Below are 20,530 nucleotides of genomic sequence, written 5' to 3' on the forward strand. Positions count from 1 at the left end.
GCCGACGGCTATTGACGAATTGTCAATCGATCTGTTCGACGGCCGGGAAAGGCGGAGCTACTCCGTCTCCGGCTCCAGCCATTGGCCTCCGGCACGGTAGGTTCCGGGCGGAACCCCGTACCGCTCGCGGAAGACCCGGTTGAAGTGGAAGGGGCTGGCGAACCCCGAGGCCGCGGCCACCCGGTCGACCGACAGATCGGTGCTCTCCAGAAGCCGGGCGGCGTGCCGCAGCCGGGCCTCGCGCAGGGCCCGCATCGGGGACCGGCCGACCTGCCGGGTGAAGAGATGCGCGAACCGTGAGGGCGAGAGGGCGACGCTCGCGGCGAGCCCGTGCACGGTGTGCGGAGCGCCCGGGTCTGCGGCGATCAACTCCTCGGCGCGGCGCACCCGGACGTCGACGCCGGGCGGTGGCGACGGCGGGCGCGCGGCGGCGGCCGTGAGCAGGACGATCTCCTCCAGGCAGGACAGGGCGAGCTCCCGCGCCGCGGTGCCGTGCGCCACGGCGACCCGGTCCTGCGGCGCGGTGACGGGCGGAGACCCGGTGCCCGTCCAGCGGGCGTCGGCGAGCATCCGCCCGAAGGCCGCTCCGACCCGGTCGTGCAGCGCGGCCGGGGCCGGTGTGACGGCGAACAGTCCGTCGCCCGCCTCGTACGGCCGCAGCCACGGCGCCCAGGACGGGCGGGCCTGGCAGTGCACCCACCAGAACTGCCAGCTGCCGGCGCCCGGTTCGACCGCGTAGTCGTGCCGCACGCCCGGCGCGAACACCACCAGGTCACCCGCGCCGGCCCGCACCTCGGCGGCTCCCTGGCGCAGCCGGCCACGCCCGCCCGTGGTCCAGGTGAACAGCCAGCTGTCGGCGCCGCGCGGCCTGGTGACGCCGTACCCCTCGGGCTGGTCGTAGCGGCCGACCACGACCAGGCCGGGCGGCGGCGCAGCAGTCTCGGGCAATCCGTCAGCGTTCACGGGCATCCTCCTGAAGCGCCCCGCGGCCTAGCGTGACCAGCGTAGGACACCCGAGCGAGGAGTGGACGTATGACAGTCACGGGAAAGGGCGCCGCCGGTGCCCCCGTCCTGACCCAGGAGGGGCTCAGGCGGTTCGAGAAGGACGGCTTCACCATCGTGCGCGGGCTGTTCGGGCGCGACGAGATCGACCGGCTCTGCGCGCACTTCGCGGACCTGCACGCGGCCGGTCCGGTACCGGGGCACTTCCAGCCGCGTGCGTCGGCCGATCCGCTGGCGGCGTATCCGCGGGTGATGCACCCGCACGAGATCAGCGGGCTCTCGCGACGCGTCCTGCTCGACGCACGGCTCGGCGCGGTGCTGCGGGTCCTGCTCGGCGAGGAGGTGCTGGCGGCGCAGAGCATGTTCTACTTCAAGCCGCCCGGCGCCCGGGGCCAGGCGCTGCACCAGGACAACTTCTATCTGCGGGTGGAACCGGGCACGTGTGTGGCGGCCTGGGTGGCCTGCGACGAGATCGACCGGGACAACGGCGGTCTGGAGGTCGTCCCCGGTACGCACCGCATGGACGTGTTCTGCCCCGAGGAGGCGGACGCGGAGGTGTCCTTCGCGCGTGAGTACGTGCCCCCGCCGCCGGGCCTCGCGGCCGTGCCGGTCGACCTGGCCCCGGGGGACGTGCTGTTCTTCAACGGCAGCCTGGTACACGGCTCGCAGCCCAACCGCACCGCCGACCGCTTCCGCCGGTCGTTCATCGCCCACTACGTCGGGCGGTCGGCCGAACGCATCGGGACCCACTACCGCACGCTGACGATGGACGGCGAACGCGTGCCGCTGCCGGAGAGCGAGGGGGCGGGCCCGTGCGGCACGGAGTTCGCACCGCAGGGACCCCATTAGCGGGCACGACGGCCCGGGTCAGCTGTGCCCCACGACCGCATGGGGCGCGTACGGCTCCTGGAGCTCCTCGAGGTCCTTGTCGCTCAGCTCCAGCTCCACCGCGGCCACCGCGTCCTCGATGTGGTGCGGCTTGGCGGCGCCGATGATCGGGGCCGCCACCATGTTCTGGTGCAGCAGCCAGGCGAGGGCGACCTGGGCGCGCGGGACGCCGCGGTCGTTCGCGATGCGGGTGACGGCCTCGACGATGGTGCGGTCGCCGTCCGGGTAGAGACGGCTGCCGAAGTTGTCGTTGGCACTGCGCTCCGTCACGGTGCCCCAGTCCCGGGTGAGCCGGCCGCGGGCGAGCGGGCTCCAGGGCAGGACGCCGACGCCCTGGTCGGCGCAGAGCGGCAGCATCTCGCGCTCCTCCTCGCGGTAGAGGAGGTTGTAGTGGTTCTGCATGGACACGAACTTGGTCCAGCCGTTCCGCTCGGCCGTGTACTGCATCTTGGAGAACTGCCAGGCGAACATCGAACTCGCCCCGATGTAGCGCACCTTGCCCGCCTTCACCAGGTCGTGCAGGGCCTCCATCGTCTCCTCGACCGGGGTGTGCGGGTCGAAGCGGTGGATCTGGTAGAGGTCGACGTAGTCGGTGCCGAGCCGGCTCAGGCTGTGGTCGATCTCGGAAAGGATCGCCTTGCGGGACAGGCCCGCGCCGTTGGGCCCGGGCCGCATCCGGCCGTTCACCTTTGTGGCGAGGACGATCTCGTCGCGGCTCGCGAACTCGCGCAGCGCCTTGCCGACGATCTCCTCGCTGGTGCCGTCGGAGTAGACGTTCGCCGTGTCGAAGAAGTTGATCCCGGCCTCCAGCGCCTGCCGGATCAGCGGACGCGAGGCGTCCTCGTCGAGCGTCCACTCGTGCGCGCCGCGGTCGGGCAGTCCGTAGGTCATACAGCCCAGACAGATCCGCGACACGTCGAGGCCCGTCGAACCGAGCTTCACGTACTGCATCGTTGCTGCTCCTGCCTTCGGGATCGGGTATCAGTGGCGAGCGTACGACGTGAGGTCCCGGGTGCCTCTGCTTCACCGTCCCCACTTGACGGCGGGCGGCACCGGACGATTTCATCCAGGGGACGTGCCGCCGCGTGCAGCGGGGCACACAGAGGTGCGCCCAGCCGGTAGCGGACGAGCTCCAAGTCCGGCCCAAGTCGCCAGGACCGACCGGACACCCGGTCCGAGGCGGGGTCGTACCCGCGATTGATGGAGCGGACATGCCCGTCAAGGGTGTCTACCGCGTCGGAGGTCTCGGGACGACCGTCGGCGCATGCGTTCTTCTCGTCGCCGGGGTGTCGGCGTGCGGTACTTCCCACAAGCCGTCGAGATCGACGAGTGGTCCCGCGAAAGCATCCGAAACATCCGGTGCCCAAGCGGCGGCCTCCGACCCGTCGCCGGCCGCGGGGGTGCGCCTGCCGCCCCGCCACGCCGGCTTCGACTACCAGATCGGCGGCGCCTATCCCCCACCGGCGGGCGTCCGCATCGTCAGCCGCGACCGTACGGCATCGCCGGCGCCCGGCCTCTACAACATCTGCTACGTCAACGCCTTCCAGGCCCAGCCCGACGAGCGGGGCTCCTGGCCCGCCGACCTGCTGCTGCGGGACGGGCGGGGCAAGGTCGTCGTGGACGAGGACTGGGGCGAGGCGCTGCTCGACATCCGCACCCCGGCCAAGCGCGCACGCGTGGCGGCGCGGATCGGCGGGTGGATCGACGGCTGCGCGGCCAAGGGCTACGACGCCGTCGAGCCCGACAACTACGACAGCTACACCCGCTCCCGGCACCTGCTGACCGCCAACGACGCCACCGCCTTCATCACGCTCCTGTCGCGGCGCGCGCACGCGCGGCACCTGGCGATCGGGCAGAAGAACACGGTCGAGCTGGCCGGGCTCAGGAAGCGGGCCGGGCTCGACTTCGCGGTGGCCGAGGAGTGCGCCGAGTACGACGAGTGCGGGACGTATGCGAAGGCCTTCGACGACCGGGTGCTGGTGATCGAGTACTCGGACGGCGGGCTGCGCAAGGCGCTGGCGGGCTTCCGCGACCGGCTGAGCATCGTCCGCCGGGACGTGATGGTGTCGACGCCCGGCAGCGGCCACTACGTCCGCAAGGCGGGGTGAGCGCGATGAACGACGGCATGACACGTCGCCGGCTGCTGCTGGGCGCGGCCTCCGCGGCCTCGGCCGCCGCCGTGAGCGGCTGCGCCGGCGGCGGCTCGGACGGGGTCGGCGCCGACGGCAGGGTGACCGTGGAGCTGTGGCACGGGCAGGCGGACACGGCCCGCAAGGCGCTGGAGAAGCTGGTCGCCGAGTTCAACCGCACGCACCCCGCGATCCACGTCGACGCGGGTGGCGGCGGGGTCCTCTCCGACGCGATGCTGCAGAAGGTGACCGCCGCGCTCGCGGCCGGCTCCTACCCGGACGTCGCCTACATCTTCGGCTCCGACCTGGCCAGCGTGGCGCGCTCGCCGCGGGTGGTCGACCTGACCGACGCGATGCGCGACGGGCCGACGCCGTGGAGCTCGTACTGGAAGCCGGTGCGCGAGGCGGTGACCGTCAACGGCCAGGTGCGCGCGGCGCCCGCGGTGCTCGACTCGCTCGCGGTCGTCTACAACCGCAAGCTGTTCCGGCGGGCGGGCGTCCCGTTCCCGAAGGCCGGCTGGACCTGGGACGACTTCACCGCCACCGCGAAGCAGCTGACCGACCCGGACCGCGGCGTCTTCGGAACGGGCTGGCCGGGCGTCGGCGACGAGGACACCGTCTGGCGGCTGTGGCCGATGATCTGGGACCTCGGCGGCGAGGTCGTCGCCGCGGACGGCAAGCACATCGGCTTCACGAAACAGGGCGTACGGGCGCTGGAGACGGTCGCCCAACTCGCCCGCGACAAGAGCGTGTACGTCGACATGAAGACCGGCAGCGAGCAGATGTACCAGGTCTTCCTCAGCAGCCGCATGGCCATGGTCCCCACCGGTCCCTGGCAGCTGCCGGACATCATCACCGCCGGCATCGACTACGACGTGGTGCCGCTGCCCTCGTACAGCGGGCGGGCGGTGACCATCTCGGGGCCGGACACCTGGACGGTGTTCGACAACGGCAGCGCCCGCTCCCGGGCCGCCCAGGAGTTCGTGCGCTGGATGATGCAGCCCGCGCAGGACGTGCGCTGGGACGCCTCGGCGGGCAGCCTGCCGCTGAGTACGGCGACGGCCGCCCGGCCGGAGTGGCGGCGGCACAGCGCCGACACCACGGGCCTCGCCGTCTTCACCGACGCCCTGCGCTCGGCCCGCGTCCGCCCCATCCACGCCGCGTACCCGCAGATCTCCCAGGCGCTCGGCGAGGCGGCCGTCTCCGTCCTGCTCGGCCGTGACTCCCCGGCCAACGCCGTGCACCGATGCGCCGAGAAGGCCGACGCGGCCCTGCTGATCCCCAGGTGACTTCCCCGGTACGGGAGACCGTCATGTCCACACTGCCCCGCGCCCTCACACTCGCCCCACAGGCACCCGCCGTCCCGGCCGCCGACCGGCGGGCCGCCCGCCGTCGTGCCCGCCGCGAACGGGCCACCGCCTGGGCCTTCATCAGTCCGTCGGTCGTGGTGATCCTCGGCCTGAGCATCGTGCCCGTCGTCTGGTCGCTGCTGCTGTCGTTCCGTGCGGACGACCTCGTCACGCCCGGCCGCTGGGTGGGTCTCGACAACTACCGCGCCCTCGCCCAGGACCCCAACTTCCGTACGGCGGTGGGCAACACGCTGCTGTACTCCGCCCTGTACGTCCCGCTCAGCCTGATCGGCGGGCTCGCCCTCGCGCTGGCGCTCAACCGCCGTCTGCGCTTCATCGGGCTGTACCGCACCCTGGTGTTCATCCCGTTCGTGGTGTCGGCGACGGCCCAGGGCGTGCTGTTCTCCTTCATCCTCGACCCGGACTTCGGGGTCGCCAACGCGCTGCTGCACCATCTCGGCGTCTCCAAGCAGGGCTTCCTCTCCGATCCCGGCCAATCCCTGTACCTGCTGGTCCTGATCTCCCTGTGGAACGGCGTCGGATTCTGCGTCGTGGTCTATCTGGCGGCACTTCAGGACGTGCCCCCCGAACTGGTGGAATCGGCGCGGCTCGACGGCGCGAACCGCCGCCAGGTCCTGTGGAACGTCACCCTGCCCGCGCTCAGGCCGGTCACCGTGTTCCTGCTCCTGTGGCAACTCATCACCGCCCTCCAGGTGTTCGACCTGATCTACGTCACGACCAAGGGCGGCCCGCTCGACTCCACGACCGTCGTCGTCTACTTCGTCTGGCAGCAGGCCTTCCAGCTCTTCACCGCGGGATACGGGGCGGCCTCGGCGTACGTCCTCGCGGTGGCGCTGCTGCTGGCGGGCGGCGCGCTGCATCTCGTGCGACGCCGGCAGGACCGTACGGAAGGAGCCGCCCGATGAACACGCGCCGTACGACGTTCGCCTGGCATCTGCTGCTCGCGCCGCTCGCGCTGGCCTTCGCGCTGCCACTGGTGTGGCTGCTGCTGAGTTCGGTGATGTCGGACGCGGAGATCAACCGTTTCCCGCCCGCGCTGTGGCCCGACGGCATCCATCTGGGCGGCTACCGGTATGTGCTGGGCAACGCGATGTTCCCCCGCTGGTTCCTCAACTCCCTGATCGTGTCCACGGTCGCGGTCGCCTCGAACCTGTTGTTCGGCGCGCTGGGTGGGTACGCGTTCGCGCGGATGCGGTTCGGTGGATCGCGGCTGATGCTCGGGCTGATGCTGGCGACGATGGTGGTGCCGTTCCAGCTGACCATGATCCCCACGTTCCTGGTGATGAAGTGGTTCGGGCTGATCGACACGCTGGGCGCGCTGATCGTGCCGTCGCTGGTGACGCCCTTCGCGGTGTTCCTGTTCCGGCAGTTCTTCCTCTCGCTGCCGCGCGAGATGGAGGAGGCCGCCTGGATCGACGGCTGTTCGCGGCTGCGGGTGCTGTTCTCGATCGTGCTGCCGCTGGCCCGGCCCGCGCTCGCCACGGTCGCCGTCCTGACCTTCCTCACCGCGTGGAACGACCTGTCGTGGCCGCTGATCGCCATCAACCACGACACGCAGTACACGCTCCAGCTGGGCCTGACCACCTTCCAGGGCCAGCACCACACCAAGTGGTCCGCGGTGATGGCGGGCAACGTGATCACGGTGCTGCCCGTGCTGATCGCGTTCCTGCTGGCCCAGAAGACGTTCGTCCAGTCGCTCACGTCGAGCGGGATCAAGGGGTGACCGAAGTGCAGTACGACCTGCTGGTGATCGGGGACGTCAACCCCGACGTGGTGCTCGGCCCGGTCGGCGGGCTCGAGTTCGGCCAGCGCGAACAGCTGGTGGAGCACGGCCGGCTGGTGCTGGGCGGCTCCGCGGCGATCATGGCGTGCGGGGCGGCCCGCCTGGGACTGCGGGTCGCCTTCGCGGGGCGGGTGGGCGACGACGCGGCGGGCGCGTTCGTACGGCAGGCCCTCGCGTCGCGCGGCGTCGACGTCGGCCATCTCGTCGTGGACCCCCAACTGCCCACCCCGCTCACGGCGATCGTGACCACGGGCGACGGCGACCGGGCGATCCTCACCTCGTCCGGCTGCCTGGCCGCGACAGGACCGCGGGACGTGCCGGCCGAACTGCTCGCCGGGGCGCGGCACGTGCACGCGGCCTCCTTCTTCCTGATGCCGCGCCTCGCCCGCTCGCTGGCCGACGTCTTCGCCGAGGCCCGGGCGCACGGGGCGACCACCTCGCTCGACACCAACGACGACCCCGCCGGCCGCTGGGACCGCGCCCTCCTGGACCCGGTCCTCAAGGTCACGGACATGCTGCTGCCGAACGCGGCCGAGGCCCGGGCGCTGTCGGGTGCGGACCAACTGACCGACGCCGCACAGTCGTTGACACGGTACGGCCCGACGGTCGTCGTCAAGGACGGCGCGGACGGCGCCCTCGCCTGCGCCGGCGGGGAGCTGCTGCGCGTGGGGGCGGTCCCCGTCGAGCCCGTCGACGCGGTGGGCGCCGGGGACAGTTTCGACGCCGGTTTCGTCGCGGCACGGCTGCGCGGACTGGAGCTGCGCGCGTCCGTCGAGGTCGCCGTCGCGTGCGGCTCTCTGTCGACGCGCGACCACGGCGGTACGGCGGGACAGCCGACGTGGGACGAGGCATGTGCAGTCGCCGACCAGAAAGGGACCGAATGAAGATCGCCTTCGTGGGGGCGGGCAGCGTGGTGTTCACGCAGGGCCTGCTGGCGGACCTGTTCGCCTTCCCCGAACTCGCGCACGCCCGCATCGCGTTGCACGACATCGACCCCGAACGGCTGGCGACCGCGGAGGGCGCCGCCCGCCATATCGCGGAGGTGCGTGCGGCGAAGCCGGTGATCTCCGCCCACCTGGACCGGCGGGCGGCGCTGGCGGACGCGGACTTCGTCGTCAACATCGTCCAGGTCGGCATGGACGCGGCCACCCGCACCGACTTCGCGGTACCGGCCCGCTACGGCCTGCGCCAGACCATCGGCGACACCCTCGGCATCGGCGGCATCTTCCGGGCCCTGCGGACGTTCCCCGTCCTCAAGGGCATCGCCGATGACATGGCCGAACTCTGCCCCGACGCCCAGCTGTTGAACTACACCAACCCGATGGCGATGAACGTCCTCTATCTGAGCCGTATCGCCCCGCGGCTGAAGGTCACCGGCCTGTGCCACTCGGTGTACTGGACGATGCACGACCTGTCCGCCCTGGTGGACGTGCCCTTCGAGGAGGTCAGCTATCTGGCGGCGGGCGTCAACCACCAGGCTTGGGTGCTGCGTTTCGAGCGGGCGGGGCAGAACCTGTACCCCCTGCTGGACGAGGCGATCGCCCGCGATCCCGGTCTGCTGCGCCGGGTCCGCGTGGACATGTACCGCAGGCTGGGGCACTACCCCACCGAGACGAGCGAGCACTCCTCCGAGTACGTGCCCTGGTATCTGCACCACGACAGCGAGATCGAACGGCTCCGGCTGCCGGTCGGCGCGTACCTGAAGATCATCGAGGAGAACGCGGCGAGCTACGAGCACACCCGCGACGCCCTCGCGGCGGGCCGTCCGCTGCCGGTGGAGGGCACGCTGGAGTACGCCCCGCAGATCATCCACAGCACGGTCACGGGCACGCCCCGCACGGTCTACGGCAACGTCCCCAACCGCGGCCTGATCGACAGCCTTCCGGCCGACTCGGTGGTCGAAGTGCCGTGCCTGGTCGACGCGCTGGGCGTCCAGCCCACCCGCGTCGGGGCCCTGCCACCGCAGTGCGCGGCGCTCAACAGCGCGTACGTCTCCGTCACCGACCTGGTGGCCCGGGCGGCCACGGACGGCGACCCGCGCCACATCCGGCACGCCGCGATGGCCGACCCGGCGACGGCGGCGACGCTGCCGGTGGAGCGGATCTGGGACCTGTGCGACGACCTCGTACGGGCCCATGGAGAGCTGCTGCCGCCGGAGTTGCGGGAGGAGCTGGGGCACTGACGCCCTGGAGGGGAGCGGGCGTCAGCCGCGCGTCAGCAGCTCCAGCGCCCGCTCCCAGCCGAACTCCGGTCGTGAGCCGCCCTGTTCGGGCTCGCCCGAGTACGGCTCACCGAACCGGACGCCCATGCCGCGCAGGCGTGTCAGGCTGTCCCGGTAGGCGGGGTGGGCGGCCAACGCGTCGGCCACGCACGGCAGTACGGCGACCGGGACGCCCAGGCCGTAGCTCTCGCACAGGGTCGCCACGGCCAGGGTGTCGGCCAGGCCCGCCGCCCATTTGTTGATCGTGTTGAAGGTGGCGGGTGCGACCACGACGGCGTCCGGCGCCGGAAAGGGCCGCGGGTCACCGGGAGTTCGCCACGCGGAGCGGATGGGGCGGCCGGTCTGTGCCTGCACGCCGGCGGTGTCGAAGAAGCCGTTCACGGCGACCGGTGTCGCGATGACCCCGACCTCCCAGCCCCGCGCCTGCGCGGCGGTGATCAGCTCGCCCACGTCGGCGGCGATGCCCGCGGCGCAGACGACGACGTAGAGGAAGGGTTTTCCGGCCTGTTCGGTCATCCGGGAACCCTACTGAAGGGGGAAGGACCGCCCGCGCTCGGCTTCGGGCCGCGGTCCGTGGATACGGCGTTCCTTCTCCTCGATCGGTACGTCGTTGATGCTGGCCTCGCGGCGGGTCATCAGCCCGTGCTCGTCGAACTCCCACAGCTCGTTGCCGTAGGAGCGGTACCACCGGCCGTCGGCGTCGTGGCACTCGTACTGGAAGCGGACGGCGATGCGGTTGCCGTCGAAGGCCCACAGGTCCTTGCGCAGCGCGTAGTCCAGTTCGCGCTCCCACTTGGCGGTGAGGAACTCGACGATCTGGTCGCGGCCGGTGACGAACGCGTCGCGGTTGCGCCACACCGAGTCCTCGGAGTAGGCGAGCGCCACCCTGTGCGGGTCGCGGGTGTTCCAGGCGTCCTCGGCGGCCTGCACCTTCTGCGCGGCCGTTTCGCGGGTGAACGGGGGCAGGGGCGGACGGTCGGCCATGGATTCCTCCTCGACGGGCGGACGGCAGCGGAGAACGGGCGTTCTCCCGCCTGCTGCTACCGTAGGAGAACGCTCGTTCTCGAGTCAAGGAGAGGTTGTACGCCGCATGGCCGTCATGGACAGCGCAGTCGCCCGCGAGCAGGCGCTGGACGCCGCCGAGGAGTTGTTCTACGGGCGGGGCATCCAGTCCGTCGGCATGGACGACATCCGGGGCGCCTCAGGTGTCTCGCTCAAGCGCCTCTACCAGCTGTTCCCGGCGAAGGAGCAGCTGGTGGAGGCGTATCTGGAACGACGCGACGCGCGGTGGCGCACCCGTCTCGCCGGCCATGTACAGCGGCACGAGGACCCCGAGGAGCGGATCCTCGCCGTCTTCGACTGGCTGGAGCTGTGGTTCGGCGAGGACGGATTCCGCGGGTGCGCCTGGATAAACTCCTACGGCGAACTGGGCGCCACCTCGGAGCGCGTGACGGCCCAAGTGCGGTCCCACAAGCGGGCGTTCCGCGCCTACCTCGCCCAGCTCGTGGCAGACGCGGGCCTCTCCGGCACCCTGACCGGCCAGCTGTTCCTGCTGGCCGAGGGCGCCATGGTCACGGCGGGCATAGCCCGGACCACGGAACCGGCACGGGAGGCACGGGAGGCGGCCGGGGTGCTGTTGCGGGCCGGGTGAGCCGCGTCCGGGTCGGACTCAGCCCCCGGACACCGTGATCGCCCCCACCGGGCAGGCCCGTGCCGCCTCCCGCACCATCGGGTCGCCGCCGCCGTCCTCGTGGCCCGGTACCAGCGTGCTGTAGCCGTCGTCGTCCTGGGTGAAGACGTTCGGGGCGGACAGGGCGCACTGGCCCGCGCCGATGCAGGTGTCCTTGTCGATGTCGATGTGCATGACGTGCAGCCTCTTACCAGGTCACGGGGAGTTCCAGCATCCCCTGGATTGTGTCGCCGGGCTTGAAGGGGATCTCGTCCGCCGGGGCGGCGAGGCGCAGCGTCGGCAGCCGGTCGAAGAGGGTGCGCAGGGCGATCTCCAGCTCGGCGCGGGCCAGGTTCTGGCCCAGGCACTGGTGGATGCCGAAGCCGAACGCCACGTGGTGGCGGGCGGACCGGTGCCAGTCGAGGGTGTCGGGTGCCGGGTAGACGTCCTCGTCGCGGTTGATGACGGAGGTCGCGAAGACCACGCCGTCGCCCGCGCGGATCGTCGTGCCGCCGGCCTCGATGTCCTCGGTCGCCCTGCGCAGCAGCCCGTCGGCGATCGACAGCATGCGCATCAGCTCCTCGACCGCGGAGGGCAGCAACTCCCGATCACCGCGCAACTCGGCCAGCTGCTCCGGGTGCTGGAGGAGGGTGAAGGTGCCCAGGGAGATCATGTTGGCGGTCGTCTCGTGCCCCGCGACCAGCAGGATGGTCGCGAAGGCGATCACGTCCTGGCGGTCCAACTCCCCCTCGCGCAGCTGCCGGTGGACGAGTTCGTCCAGTACCCCGTCGCCCGGAACCGCGTCCTTCTGTTTGCGGTCGATCAACTCCTCGAAGTACGCGTCCAGTTGGCGGCGTGCCTCCTCGACGTCCTCGACCTTGGGCCCGCGCAGCAGCCGCCGTGACTGTCCTTCGAAGAACTCGTGGTCGGCGTAGGGCACGCCGAGCAGCGCGCAGATCACCATCGACGGCACGGGCAGCGCGAAGGCGCTCACCAGCTCGGCGGGCGGCCCCTGCGCGATCATCGTGTCGAGCAGTCCGTCCACGATCTGCTGGATCTGCGGGCGCAGTTCGACGGCGCGCCGCAGGGTGAAGCTCGGCACCATCATCCGCCGCTGGACACGGTGCTTCGGGTCGTCGACGCCGAGCAGCGCCAGCCTCCGCTCCTTCACCGCGGCGAACCGCTCGGTGGGCGCGGGGAACTCGGGATGGGTGCGGTCGGTCGACAGCCGCTGATCGGCGAGCAGGTCGCGGGCGAGCGCGTGACCCGTCACCAGCCAGGCGGAACGGCCGTCGTAGAGCGTGACCCGGCTCAGCGGGCGGGTGGCACGCAGGGGCTCGTATGCGGTGGGGGGCTGGTAGGGGCAGGACCGGTCCTGGGGAAAGGCCACAGGTTCCGTTTCCGGCATGGAAGACCTCGCAGACGAAGAGTGCGTCGTGCAGATCTTCATTAGATGCCCAAGGCATCTATGGGGCGACGAGAAGTTCGGCCAGATCGGTGGTGGGGGCATTCTGGCCGGGGATGCTCGCTCAGGTGTCGGACCGGCACCCGTGCCGCGCTCGGCATCGCCCCTGGAGCAGGAGGGCACCGCTCTCGGGTGGCGTGATCACGGCGCCGCGCCTACAGATGGTGGTGGCCCGATACGCACCACCGGTGTGGATGAATCACGGGTACACGGGTGTTGTAGCAGGGTGCCGGCCAGCAAGGACTCGACGATGGGACGGATGTCATGCCTCTCGAGGGTGAGTACGAACCCAGCCCTGAGCAGTGGGTACGCGACCAGGTGGAGCTGTACGAGAGCTCCGGTGGCACGAAGGGGAGGACCCTGATGGACACCGGCCTGCCCGTGATCGTGCTCACGAGCCGCGGCGCCAGGAGCGGCAAGATCCGCAAGACGCCGCTGATGCGCGTGGAGCACGACGGGCGGTACGCGGTGGTCGCCTCGCAGGGCGGCGCGCCCAAGCACCCCACCTGGTACCACAACCTCAAGGGTGATCCCCATGTGGAGCTGCAGGACGGGCCGTCGAAGTGGGACATGACGGCGCGTGAGATCACCGGCGCGGAGAAGGACCAGTGGTGGGAGCGTGCGGTGGCGGCGTATCCGCCGTATGCCGACTACCAGAGGAGGACCGACCGGCAGATCCCGGTCTTCGTCCTCGAACCGGCCGAGTAGCGAAAGAATCTTCGTCCGCGTGTGCATGAACCCGGTGACCCGGGGCACGCGTGCGTCAGGCCCCGCCGCGTTCCCCCGTCGCGGCGGGGCTTTCTCGTGCCTCCTCGGCCGGACGGTCGGTGATGTCGAGGAAGATCTGGTCCGCCTCGGACACGTCCTCGGCCAGGGACCGCTTGATCCGCACGGCGACCTCCTCGACCTGTTCGCTGTCCAGTCCGGGCACCAGGTCGACACGGGCGGCGACCAGTGCCGTGTCGAGGCCCGTCTTCATCGTGAACAGGGCCTCCACGCTGTCGATCTCGGGCTGCTCGGCCAGCAGGGAGCGGATCCGGTCCGCCGTCTCGGGGTCGGTGGACTCGCCGATCAGCTGGTCGCGGGCCTCGCGGCCGAGGCGGTAGGCGACGTAGACGAGCAGCGCGCCGATCGCGAACGAGGCCGACGCCTCGTACACCACCTGGCCGGTGATCATGTGCAGCACCATGCCGATGGCGGCCAGCGTCACGCCGAGCACCGCCGTGCCGTCCTCGGCGACCACCGTGCGCAGCGCGGGGTCGCGCAAGCCGTCCCTGCCGCCCTGGCGGCGCACCTGGTGCAGGGCCCGCAGCAGTGAGACGCCCTCGGCGAGGAAGGAGACGCCGAGCACGATCAGGCCCGCCACATAGCCGCTGAGTTTCTCCTCGGCGCCGTTCTTGAGGGCCTCGGCGCCCTGGAAGACGGAGAAGCAGCCGCCCATGACGAAGATCCCGACGGCCGCGAGGAGCGACCAGAAGAACCGCTCCTTGCCGTAGCCGAAGGGATGCCGTTTGTCGGCCGGGCGCCGGCTGCGCCGCAGCGCGGCCAGCAGGAAGACTTCGTTGAGGCTGTCCGCCACGGAGTGCGCCGCCTCCGACAACAGGGCGGGCGAGCCGGCGAACAGGCCGCCGACGGCCTTGGCCGCCGCGATCAGCAGATTGGCCGCGAGCGCCACCAGCACGGTGATGCGTGTCTTGCGGTCCTTGGAGTTCGAGGATGTCCCACTCACCTCCGCCGAATGCCCCTGTCCTGGAGGATCACACCGTGCGGGCGGCGGAAATCGGGGAACGCGTAGCTCACGGGGTCACGCGACGCAGGGAGGAATCATGGGCGCCGGGGGCAACAGTTCACTCGGCCACGAGTCGTTCAGGCGGTCCAGGAGCCACTTCACGGACCGGGTCACGGCGGACGGCCGGGACGGGTGGCCGGTGGAGGCGGGACGTTACCGCCTGGTGGTCAGCCGTGCCTGTCCGTGGGCGAGCCGGGCCCTGGTCTCGCGACGCCTGCTCGGTCTGGAGGACGCCGTGTCCCTCGCCGTCGCCGACCCGATCCAGGACGACCGCAGCTGGCGCTTCACGCTGGACCCGGACGGCCGCGACCCGGTCCTCGGCATCCGCTTCCTGAGCGAGGCGTACGAACGGCGGGAGGCCGGGCACCCGGGTGGAGTGAGCGTGCCCGCGCTCGTCGACACACCGAGCGGAGAACTGGTCACCAACGACTACCAGCAGCTCACCCTCGACTTCGCCACCGAGTGGACCGCCCTGCACCGCGACGGGGCTCCCGACCTGTACCCGCAGGACCGGCGCGAGGAGATCGACGCGGTGATGGCGGACGTCTTCAGGGACGTCAACAACGGTGTGTACCGGGCAGGTTTCGCCACCGAACAGAAGGAGTACGAGGACGCGTGCACCGGTGTCTTCCAGCGGCTGGAGCTGCTCACGCGACGACTGGAGGGACAGCGTTATCTCGTCGGCGACACGATCACCGAGGCGGACATCCGGCTGTTCACCACCTTGGTCCGCTTCGACGCCGTCTATCACGGCCACTTCAAGTGCAACCGCTGGAAGCTGACGGAGAATCCGATCCTGTGGGCGTACGCCCGCGATCTCTACCAGACGCCCGGGTTCGGTGACACCGTCGACTTCGATCACATCAAACGGCACTACTACCAGGTCCACACCGGCATCAACCCGACCGGGATCGTCCCCGTCGGACCGGAGCTGTCCGGCTGGCTCGCACCCCACTTCCGGGAGGAGCTGCGCGGGCGTCCGTTCGGCGACGGGACACCACCGGGGCCCGTGCCCGCGGGCGAGGAGATCGCGGCCGAAGGACGACCCTGACCCATGAAGGAGAAAGACGTGGCGAAGACGAAGAAGAAGAAAATGAAGCTGCCTCTGGCCTACAAGCCGCTGGGATTCGTCCTGGGATGGACCAGCGGAGCGCTCGCCGGGCTCGTCTTCCGCAAGACATGGATGGCGCTGCGGCACGAGGAGGACGCACCCGACGCCCTGGACCAGGACCGCGGCTGGGGCGAGATCCTGCTCGCGGCGGCGGTCCAGGGCGCGCTGTTCGCCGTGGTCCGCAGCGCGGTGGACCGCACGGGCGCGAAGGCCATCGAGCGCTCGACCGGCGTCTGGCCGGCCGCCGATCCGGACGGCCGGGACTGACGCCGGCGTGAGCCGTCAGCCCTGCTTGGGCGCCTTCGGCGTGGCGCGCAGCAGGGAGAAGGAGTGGCCGGCCGGGTCGGCGTACCCGCGTATCTCGAACGGCCCGGTCGCGTCCTTCGTCTCCAGCGGACGCCCGCCGAGCTCCACCACCTTGCGCTCCGCCGCATCCAGGTCCGCCACGACGAAGTCGAGGTGGGCCTGGAGGGAGTTCTCGGGACGCGGCCAGCTCGGCGGGGTCGCGTTCACATCGCGGCGAAAGGCCATCCGGATGCCGTCGGCACCCCTGATCTCCACGCGGTTGGCGGTCGAGTCCGTCTCCTCGGCCTCCAGCAGCTCCATGTAGAACACCGCGAGCTTCTCGGGCTCGGCGCAGTCGAGCACCACGAAGCCCGCTTCCACCAGTGGCATGTCTCCTCCGTACGGTTCGGGCGCGGGGCGTCGTGCTCCGCCGCTCAGTACCTTGGCGGATATCCCGGTCCGGCCTTTTCAGTCGCCGACCGGCCCCTCCCCCTCCACGCCCTCGTGACCGGGGGCCGCCGTCAGCCCCCTCCCCCGGTCTCCGTCAGCCGCGCCGCCGCCGCGCTCAACAGCAGGTCCAGGGCGGCCGGGTAGGAACTGCGGTTCATGTCGGCCACCAGATGGCGGGCCGTCGCGGCGATGTGCGGGTGCGTGTCGGCGGGCAGCCGGACGTACGTCGCCCGCCACACGGCCGCGTCCGCCTCCCTGGCCGCCTTCGGCAGGGCGGCGCTCGCCGAGTCGAGGGCACTGAAGGCGAGGGCCTGGTCGACGAAGGCGTGATAGACGCGCACCGCCTCGGCGTCGGGGAAGCCGGCGTCGCGCAGCACGCCGAGGATGGTCTCCACGGCCTGGATCTCGTGCACCCGCCCGGTCACCCGGTAGGAGCTCAGGACGGCCGCACGGGGATGCGCGAGGGCGCCCGCGTGCACGCGCAGGCCGAGGTCGCGCAGGTCGGCGCGCCAGTCGCCGGTGGGACGCCAGGTGCGCAGCGTACGGCCGATGAGCTCGTCGGCGACGGCGAGCATCAGGTCGTCGGTGTGCCGGAAGTAGCGGTAGAGGGAGCTGGGGTCGGCGCCGAGGGCGCGGCCGAGGCGGCGCACCGACAGGGCTTCCGCGCCGTGTTCCTCCATCAGCCGCAGCGCGGTGGCGACGATCAGCTCCTCGGAGAGGACGACGCCCTGCTTGGTGGGGCGTCTGCGCCGCCGGGCATCGGGCGGGACGACGCGCTCACTCATGGTCTGCCTCCCTGGGGCCGGTGGCGGCACCTTATGACAACACCGTTGACCTGTTAAGTCCCCGGGCAGTTTCATGTGCGGTCACCGGGGCCGACCAGGCCCCCCGGTGCGAGCGGAGAACCGGCCATGTCCGATCAGCCCTTCGGTGCACGACCACCAGCGCGGCCCGCGCTGCGCAAATCCCTCGGCGTGCTGGACGGCATCGCCATCGCCGCCTCCAGCACGGCCGCGACCACCAGCATCGGCATCGGCCTGGGCGTCACGGCCGGCGTGGTCGGCCTGCATCTGCCGGCCATCATGCTGCTGGCGTTCCTGCCGGTCCTCGGCATCGCGGGGGCCTTCTCCCGGCTGAACCGGGTGGAGCCGAACGCGGGCAACGGCTATGTCTGGGTGGGCCGTTCGCTCAGCCCATGGCTCGGCTTCATGGTCGGCTGGGTGAACATCGTGGCGACGCTGGCGTTCCTCGCGTACACGACGGCGGTCACCGGCTCGGCGCTCATCCAGCTCGCCGGGGAGGCCGGGCTGCACCGGCTGGGCGGTCTCGCCCTGGACGCGGGCTCGACCGCGCAGACCACGGCGGTCGGCATCCTCGTGCTCGTGGCGGTCACGCTGACCGCCGTCACCGGCATCAGGACCGCGGCACGGCTGCAGACATGGCTGCTGGTCTTCGAGTACGTCGTGCTGCTCGGGTTCTGCGGCTACGGCATCGTCACCGGCCCGCACGCCTTCAGCCTGAGCTGGTTCGACCCGTTCGCGATCCCGTCGGCCTCCGCGCTCGCCCAGGGACTGCTGCTGTCGGTGTTCTGCTACTGGGGCTTCGAGGCCGCGTTCAGCGTCAACGAGGAGGTGCGCGATCCGCGGGACGCCTCCCGTGCCGGGCTGATCACACTGGTGACCATGCTGACGCTGTTCCTCATCGGCTCGGTCGCCTTCCAACGGGTGCTGTCCGAGAAGGAGTTGGCCGGACACGGCGCCCAGGGACTGGCGTTCTTCGGGGACCGGCTCGCCGCCCAGCCGATGGCGGCGCTCCCCCTGGTGGCGCTGATGTTCTCGGCCGTCGCCTCGCTTCAGGCCGGGGTCATCCCGACGGCCCGCGGGATGTTCGCGATGAGCCGGGACCGCACCCTCGGGCCCGTCTGGTCCCGGGTCAGCCGCCGCTACGGTACTCCCGCCGCCGGGACGCTGCTGATCGGCGCGCTGGCGACGGTGATCGCGGCTCTCGCCCTGGTCATCCCGCGGCTCGCGGACATGATCATGGCGACGGTGAGCGCCGTGGGCATCGTGGTCGCCCTGTCCTACGCGCTCACGGCGCTCGCGGCGGCCGTCCGCTTCCGCCCGCTGCTGCGCGAGAACCCGCGGGAGGGCGTACGGGCCGTGGTGCTGCCCACGCTCAGTGCCCTGGCGCTGCTCGGCCTCGGCGGCTATCTCGGCTGGTCCTTCTTCACCTCGGCCGACCATCTCGAACTCCGCGCGGACAACGGCTGGTTCCTGCTGCTCACTCCCCTGGCGATGATCGCCTCGGGCTTCGTGGCCGCCGCCTGGGCCAAGTGGGTGCGCAGGTCGCCGTACTTCCGCACGGGCGACGGTACCGACGCCGACGCACGGCAGCTGCTCCCGACCGCCCAGTAGGAATGTCCGGCGTTCACCGGCACCTTCCCCCCCCACCTCACCAGGAAAAGGAACATGCACGCAGATCTCCTCTTCACCGGCGGCCCGGTCCTCACCCCCGAGGGCCGCACCGCCACCGCCGTGGCCGTCACCGGCGACCGCATCACCGCCGTCGGGCACGACGAGGTCCACGAGCTCGCCGGGCCGCGCACCCAAGTGGTCGACCTGGCCGGGCGGTTGCTGCTGCCGGGCTTCCAGGACGCGCACGTCCATCCCGTCCCGGCCGGCCTCGAACTCTCCCAGTGCGATCTGACCGGGACCCGGACGGCCGGGGAGACGGTCGCCGCCGTCCGCGCCTACGCCGAGGCACATCCCGAGCGGGAGTGGATCCTCGGCGGGGGCTGGTCCATGGAGGCGTTCGAGGGCGGTACGCCGACGAAGGAGCTCCTGGACGCGGCCGTACCCGACCGGCCGGTCTACCTGCCCAACCGCGACCACCACGGCGCCTGGGCCAACAGCCGCGCCCTCGAGCTGGCGGGCATCGATCGCCACACACCCGACCCGGGCGACGGGCGGATCGAGCGGAACGAGGCGGGCGAGCCGAGCGGCACGCTGCAGGAGGGTGCGATGCAGCTGGTCGGGCGGCTGGCCCCGCCGGCCACCGCGGCGGATCGGCTGGCGGCGCTGCTGCACGCGCAGCGGCATCTGCACGCTCTCGGCATCACGGCCTGGCAGGACGCGCTCGTCGGGGACTTCCTCGGGATGGACGATCCGGCCGGCGCCTATCTGGCGGCCGCACGCGACGGCTCGCTGACCGCGCGGGTCCGTGGGGCGCTGTGGTGGGACCGGGAGCGCGGGGCCGAGCAGATCCCCGAACTCGCCCAGAAGCGGGTCGCGTTTAGCCATGGCCGGTTCCGCGCGGGCACGGTGAAACTGATGCTGGACGGGGTCGCCGAGAACGGCACGGCCGCGCTGCTCGACCCGTACCTGGACCGGTGCGGCTGCGCCACCGCCAACCGCGGCAAGAGCTTCATCGACGCGGGCCAACTCCCCAAGTACGTCACCGAGTTGGACGCCCTGGGCTTCCAGTGCCACTTCCACGCGCTGGGCGACCGGGCCGTACGGGACGCGCTGGACGCGATCGAGGCCGCGCGGGCGGCGAACGGTCCGAGCGGCACCCGGCCGCATCTGGCGCACCTTCAGGTCGTCCATCCCGAGGACGTGCCGCGGTTCGCGCGCCTCGGCGCCACGGCGAACATCCAGCCGCTGTGGGCCGCGCACGAACCCCAGATGGACGAGCTGACCATTCCCTTCCTGGGGTCCGAACGGGCCGCGTGGCAGTACCCGTTCGGCGCGCTGCTGCGCTCGGGGGCCCGGCTCGCGGCGGGCAGCGACTGGCCGGTCAGCAGCCCCGATCCGCTCCAGGGCATCCATGTCGCGGTCAACCGCCTGGCGCCCGACTGCGACGGCGCCCCGGTGTTCCTGCCCGGCGAACGGCTCTCCCTCACCGAGGCGTTGACCGCGTACACCGCGGGGTCGGCCTATGTGAACCACCTCGCCGACACCGGCCGGATTCAGGTCGGCGCACTGGCCGACCTGGTGGTCCTGGACCGCGACCCGTTCGACGGGCCGACCACGGCGATCGCGGAGACGGGTGTGGCCCTGACGTACGTGGGAGGGGAGGCAGTGTACGCAGCTCATGAGGCGTAAGCAGTAACGGACGTCACGGTGAGGTCACGCGTAGATCATTTACGCTTTGGGCAGCCTCGTATCGCTTCTCGGTTCAACTTTCGGCCATAGAAGCTGAGTTCGAGGACACGGGTGGCCGTTTCGGCCACCCGTTCGCAGGGCCGGGGGACTCTGCGTCGCCGACTCCCGGAAGGAAGCACATGCCTCAGGCCGTCACGTTCGACCTCCCCTTCGACACACCCATCAGCAGGGTTCGAGCAACACACGTCTGACGAGCGACTCGACG

22 protein-coding genes are annotated in these 20,530 nt (G+C 71.2%); 13 read left to right on the forward strand and 9 right to left on the reverse strand.

Annotated features, from left to right (window positions below):
- Window positions 1-57 precede the first annotated feature (57 nt).
- Window positions 58-969, reverse strand: a complete 912-nt coding sequence (locus ACIBN2_RS44800; RefSeq protein WP_399143547.1) for a helix-turn-helix domain-containing protein — start codon at window positions 967-969, stop codon at window positions 58-60.
- A gap of 63 nt (window positions 970-1,032) precedes the next feature.
- Here ACIBN2_RS44800 and ACIBN2_RS44805 point away from each other — a divergent pair, with 63 nt between their 5' ends.
- Complete coding sequence (locus tag ACIBN2_RS44805) at window positions 1,033-1,851, forward strand: phytanoyl-CoA dioxygenase family protein (protein ID WP_399143548.1); 819 nt, start codon at window positions 1,033-1,035, stop codon at window positions 1,849-1,851.
- 18 nt (window positions 1,852-1,869) lie between these two features.
- Here ACIBN2_RS44805 and ACIBN2_RS44810 read toward each other — a convergent pair whose 3' ends face one another.
- Window positions 1,870-2,841: an aldo/keto reductase gene (locus ACIBN2_RS44810; protein WP_399143549.1), complete on the reverse strand. Its 972-nt coding sequence runs from the start codon at window positions 2,839-2,841 to the stop codon at window positions 1,870-1,872.
- A 260-nt stretch (window positions 2,842-3,101) separates the two neighbouring features.
- Here ACIBN2_RS44810 and ACIBN2_RS44815 point away from each other — a divergent pair, with 260 nt between their 5' ends.
- From ACIBN2_RS44815 to ACIBN2_RS44840, 6 genes are read left to right on the forward strand one after another with little or no spacing between them, the layout of a single operon-like run.
- Entirely contained in the window at window positions 3,102-3,998 is an 897-nt protein-coding gene (locus ACIBN2_RS44815) for an endo alpha-1,4 polygalactosaminidase (protein ID WP_399143550.1), read from the forward strand.
- Window positions 3,999-4,015: 17 nt separating this feature from the next.
- The gene (locus ACIBN2_RS44820; protein WP_399143551.1) at window positions 4,016-5,308 is read left to right on the forward strand and encodes an ABC transporter substrate-binding protein; all 1,293 of its coding nucleotides are present in this window, start codon (window positions 4,016-4,018) and stop codon (window positions 5,306-5,308) included.
- A 23-nt stretch (window positions 5,309-5,331) separates the two neighbouring features.
- On the forward strand, window positions 5,332-6,294 hold the full coding sequence (locus ACIBN2_RS44825; RefSeq protein ID WP_399143552.1) for a carbohydrate ABC transporter permease: 963 nt from the start codon (window positions 5,332-5,334) through the stop codon (window positions 6,292-6,294).
- Window positions 6,291-7,112 carry a carbohydrate ABC transporter permease gene (locus ACIBN2_RS44830; RefSeq protein ID WP_399143553.1) on the forward strand — a complete coding sequence of 274 codons (822 nt, stop codon included), beginning with the start codon at window positions 6,291-6,293 and terminating at the stop codon, window positions 7,110-7,112. Before ACIBN2_RS44825 ends, ACIBN2_RS44830 begins: the two co-directional genes overlap by 4 nt.
- Window positions 7,109-8,056 carry a carbohydrate kinase family protein gene (locus ACIBN2_RS44835; protein ID WP_399143554.1) on the forward strand — a complete coding sequence of 316 codons (948 nt, stop codon included), beginning with the start codon at window positions 7,109-7,111 and terminating at the stop codon, window positions 8,054-8,056. The genes ACIBN2_RS44830 and ACIBN2_RS44835 overlap by 4 nt, the downstream gene beginning before the upstream one ends.
- Window positions 8,053-9,354: an alpha-glucosidase/alpha-galactosidase gene (locus tag ACIBN2_RS44840; protein WP_399143555.1), complete on the forward strand. Its 1,302-nt coding sequence runs from the start codon at window positions 8,053-8,055 to the stop codon at window positions 9,352-9,354. Before ACIBN2_RS44835 ends, ACIBN2_RS44840 begins: the two co-directional genes overlap by 4 nt.
- A 21-nt stretch (window positions 9,355-9,375) precedes the next feature.
- Here the strand turns inward: ACIBN2_RS44840 and ACIBN2_RS44845 are convergent, their stop codons facing one another.
- Both ACIBN2_RS44845 and ACIBN2_RS44850 read right to left on the reverse strand, forming a co-directional pair.
- Window positions 9,376-9,909, reverse strand: a complete 534-nt coding sequence (locus tag ACIBN2_RS44845; protein ID WP_399143556.1) for a flavoprotein — start codon at window positions 9,907-9,909, stop codon at window positions 9,376-9,378.
- A gap of 9 nt (window positions 9,910-9,918) precedes the next feature.
- Window positions 9,919-10,377 carry a nuclear transport factor 2 family protein gene (locus tag ACIBN2_RS44850; RefSeq protein WP_399143557.1) on the reverse strand — a complete coding sequence of 153 codons (459 nt, stop codon included), beginning with the start codon at window positions 10,375-10,377 and terminating at the stop codon, window positions 9,919-9,921.
- A gap of 115 nt (window positions 10,378-10,492) precedes the next feature.
- Between ACIBN2_RS44850 and ACIBN2_RS44855 the strand changes: the two genes are divergently transcribed.
- Window positions 10,493-11,044 carry a TetR/AcrR family transcriptional regulator gene (locus ACIBN2_RS44855; RefSeq protein ID WP_399143591.1) on the forward strand — a complete coding sequence of 184 codons (552 nt, stop codon included), beginning with the start codon at window positions 10,493-10,495 and terminating at the stop codon, window positions 11,042-11,044.
- 18 nt (window positions 11,045-11,062) lie between these two features.
- Here the strand turns inward: ACIBN2_RS44855 and ACIBN2_RS44860 are convergent, their stop codons facing one another.
- Window positions 11,063-11,257, reverse strand: a complete 195-nt coding sequence (locus ACIBN2_RS44860; RefSeq protein ID WP_399143558.1) for a ferredoxin — start codon at window positions 11,255-11,257, stop codon at window positions 11,063-11,065.
- A gap of 13 nt (window positions 11,258-11,270) precedes the next feature.
- A complete protein-coding gene (locus ACIBN2_RS44865; protein ID WP_399143559.1) occupies window positions 11,271-12,470 on the reverse strand; it encodes a cytochrome P450 in 1,200 nt (399 codons plus the stop codon).
- A gap of 321 nt (window positions 12,471-12,791) precedes the next feature.
- On the opposite strand from ACIBN2_RS44865, the gene ACIBN2_RS44870 reads away from it, so the two are divergent.
- Window positions 12,792-13,235, forward strand: coding sequence for a nitroreductase family deazaflavin-dependent oxidoreductase (locus tag ACIBN2_RS44870; protein WP_399143560.1), 444 nt, complete (start codon window positions 12,792-12,794; stop codon window positions 13,233-13,235).
- A gap of 55 nt (window positions 13,236-13,290) precedes the next feature.
- On the opposite strand, the gene ACIBN2_RS44875 is transcribed toward ACIBN2_RS44870, so the two are convergent.
- Entirely contained in the window at window positions 13,291-14,256 is a 966-nt protein-coding gene (locus tag ACIBN2_RS44875; RefSeq protein ID WP_399143561.1) for a cation diffusion facilitator family transporter, read from the reverse strand.
- Window positions 14,257-14,353: 97 nt separating this feature from the next.
- Here ACIBN2_RS44875 and ACIBN2_RS44880 point away from each other — a divergent pair, with 97 nt between their 5' ends.
- Entirely contained in the window at window positions 14,354-15,367 is a 1,014-nt protein-coding gene (locus tag ACIBN2_RS44880; protein ID WP_399143562.1) for a glutathione S-transferase family protein, read from the forward strand.
- 3 nt (window positions 15,368-15,370) lie between these two features.
- Window positions 15,371-15,694 carry a DUF4235 domain-containing protein gene (locus ACIBN2_RS44885; RefSeq protein ID WP_399143563.1) on the forward strand — a complete coding sequence of 108 codons (324 nt, stop codon included), beginning with the start codon at window positions 15,371-15,373 and terminating at the stop codon, window positions 15,692-15,694.
- 15 nt (window positions 15,695-15,709) lie between these two features.
- Here the strand turns inward: ACIBN2_RS44885 and ACIBN2_RS44890 are convergent, their stop codons facing one another.
- Entirely contained in the window at window positions 15,710-16,102 is a 393-nt protein-coding gene (locus tag ACIBN2_RS44890; protein WP_399143564.1) for a VOC family protein, read from the reverse strand.
- 131 nt (window positions 16,103-16,233) lie between these two features.
- On the reverse strand, window positions 16,234-16,947 hold the full coding sequence (locus ACIBN2_RS44895; RefSeq protein WP_399143565.1) for a TetR/AcrR family transcriptional regulator: 714 nt from the start codon (window positions 16,945-16,947) through the stop codon (window positions 16,234-16,236).
- 126 nt (window positions 16,948-17,073) lie between these two features.
- On the opposite strand from ACIBN2_RS44895, the gene ACIBN2_RS44900 reads away from it, so the two are divergent.
- Window positions 17,074-18,576, forward strand: coding sequence for an APC family permease (locus ACIBN2_RS44900; protein WP_399143566.1), 1,503 nt, complete (start codon window positions 17,074-17,076; stop codon window positions 18,574-18,576).
- 54 nt (window positions 18,577-18,630) lie between these two features.
- Window positions 18,631-20,265: an amidohydrolase gene (locus ACIBN2_RS44905; protein ID WP_399143567.1), complete on the forward strand. Its 1,635-nt coding sequence runs from the start codon at window positions 18,631-18,633 to the stop codon at window positions 20,263-20,265.
- Window positions 20,266-20,530: the final 265 nt, after the last annotated feature.

It is taken from the genome of Streptomyces sp. NPDC050534 (assembly GCF_044457745.1).
Taxonomy (GTDB): domain Bacteria; phylum Actinomycetota; class Actinomycetes; order Streptomycetales; family Streptomycetaceae; genus Streptomyces.

Excerpts from the sequence above, each read along its gene's own strand:
- ACIBN2_RS44800 (WP_399143547.1), bottom strand. The coding sequence starts at position 969 with ATGCCCGTGAACGCTGACGGATTGCCCGAGACTGCTGCGCCGCCGCCC.
- ACIBN2_RS44805 (WP_399143548.1), top strand. The coding sequence starts at position 1,033 with ATGACAGTCACGGGAAAGGGCGCCGCCGGTGCCCCCGTCCTGACCCAG.
- ACIBN2_RS44810 (WP_399143549.1), bottom strand. The coding sequence starts at position 2,841 with ATGCAGTACGTGAAGCTCGGTTCGACGGGCCTCGACGTGTCGCGGATC.
- ACIBN2_RS44815 (WP_399143550.1), top strand. The coding sequence starts at position 3,102 with ATGCCCGTCAAGGGTGTCTACCGCGTCGGAGGTCTCGGGACGACCGTC.
- ACIBN2_RS44820 (WP_399143551.1), top strand. The coding sequence starts at position 4,016 with ATGACACGTCGCCGGCTGCTGCTGGGCGCGGCCTCCGCGGCCTCGGCC.
- ACIBN2_RS44825 (WP_399143552.1), top strand. The coding sequence starts at position 5,332 with ATGTCCACACTGCCCCGCGCCCTCACACTCGCCCCACAGGCACCCGCC.
- ACIBN2_RS44830 (WP_399143553.1), top strand. The coding sequence starts at position 6,291 with ATGAACACGCGCCGTACGACGTTCGCCTGGCATCTGCTGCTCGCGCCG.
- ACIBN2_RS44840 (WP_399143555.1), top strand. The coding sequence starts at position 8,053 with ATGAAGATCGCCTTCGTGGGGGCGGGCAGCGTGGTGTTCACGCAGGGC.
- ACIBN2_RS44845 (WP_399143556.1), bottom strand. The coding sequence starts at position 9,909 with ATGACCGAACAGGCCGGAAAACCCTTCCTCTACGTCGTCGTCTGCGCC.
- ACIBN2_RS44850 (WP_399143557.1), bottom strand. The coding sequence starts at position 10,377 with ATGGCCGACCGTCCGCCCCTGCCCCCGTTCACCCGCGAAACGGCCGCG.
- ACIBN2_RS44855 (WP_399143591.1), top strand. The coding sequence starts at position 10,493 with ATGGACAGCGCAGTCGCCCGCGAGCAGGCGCTGGACGCCGCCGAGGAG.
- ACIBN2_RS44860 (WP_399143558.1), bottom strand. The coding sequence starts at position 11,257 with ATGCACATCGACATCGACAAGGACACCTGCATCGGCGCGGGCCAGTGC.
- ACIBN2_RS44865 (WP_399143559.1), bottom strand. The coding sequence starts at position 12,470 with ATGCCGGAAACGGAACCTGTGGCCTTTCCCCAGGACCGGTCCTGCCCC.
- ACIBN2_RS44870 (WP_399143560.1), top strand. The coding sequence starts at position 12,792 with ATGCCTCTCGAGGGTGAGTACGAACCCAGCCCTGAGCAGTGGGTACGC.
- ACIBN2_RS44880 (WP_399143562.1), top strand. The coding sequence starts at position 14,354 with ATGGGCGCCGGGGGCAACAGTTCACTCGGCCACGAGTCGTTCAGGCGG.
- ACIBN2_RS44885 (WP_399143563.1), top strand. The coding sequence starts at position 15,371 with ATGAAGGAGAAAGACGTGGCGAAGACGAAGAAGAAGAAAATGAAGCTG.
- ACIBN2_RS44890 (WP_399143564.1), bottom strand. The coding sequence starts at position 16,102 with ATGCCACTGGTGGAAGCGGGCTTCGTGGTGCTCGACTGCGCCGAGCCC.
- ACIBN2_RS44895 (WP_399143565.1), bottom strand. The coding sequence starts at position 16,947 with ATGAGTGAGCGCGTCGTCCCGCCCGATGCCCGGCGGCGCAGACGCCCC.
- ACIBN2_RS44900 (WP_399143566.1), top strand. The coding sequence starts at position 17,074 with ATGTCCGATCAGCCCTTCGGTGCACGACCACCAGCGCGGCCCGCGCTG.
- ACIBN2_RS44905 (WP_399143567.1), top strand. The coding sequence starts at position 18,631 with ATGCACGCAGATCTCCTCTTCACCGGCGGCCCGGTCCTCACCCCCGAG.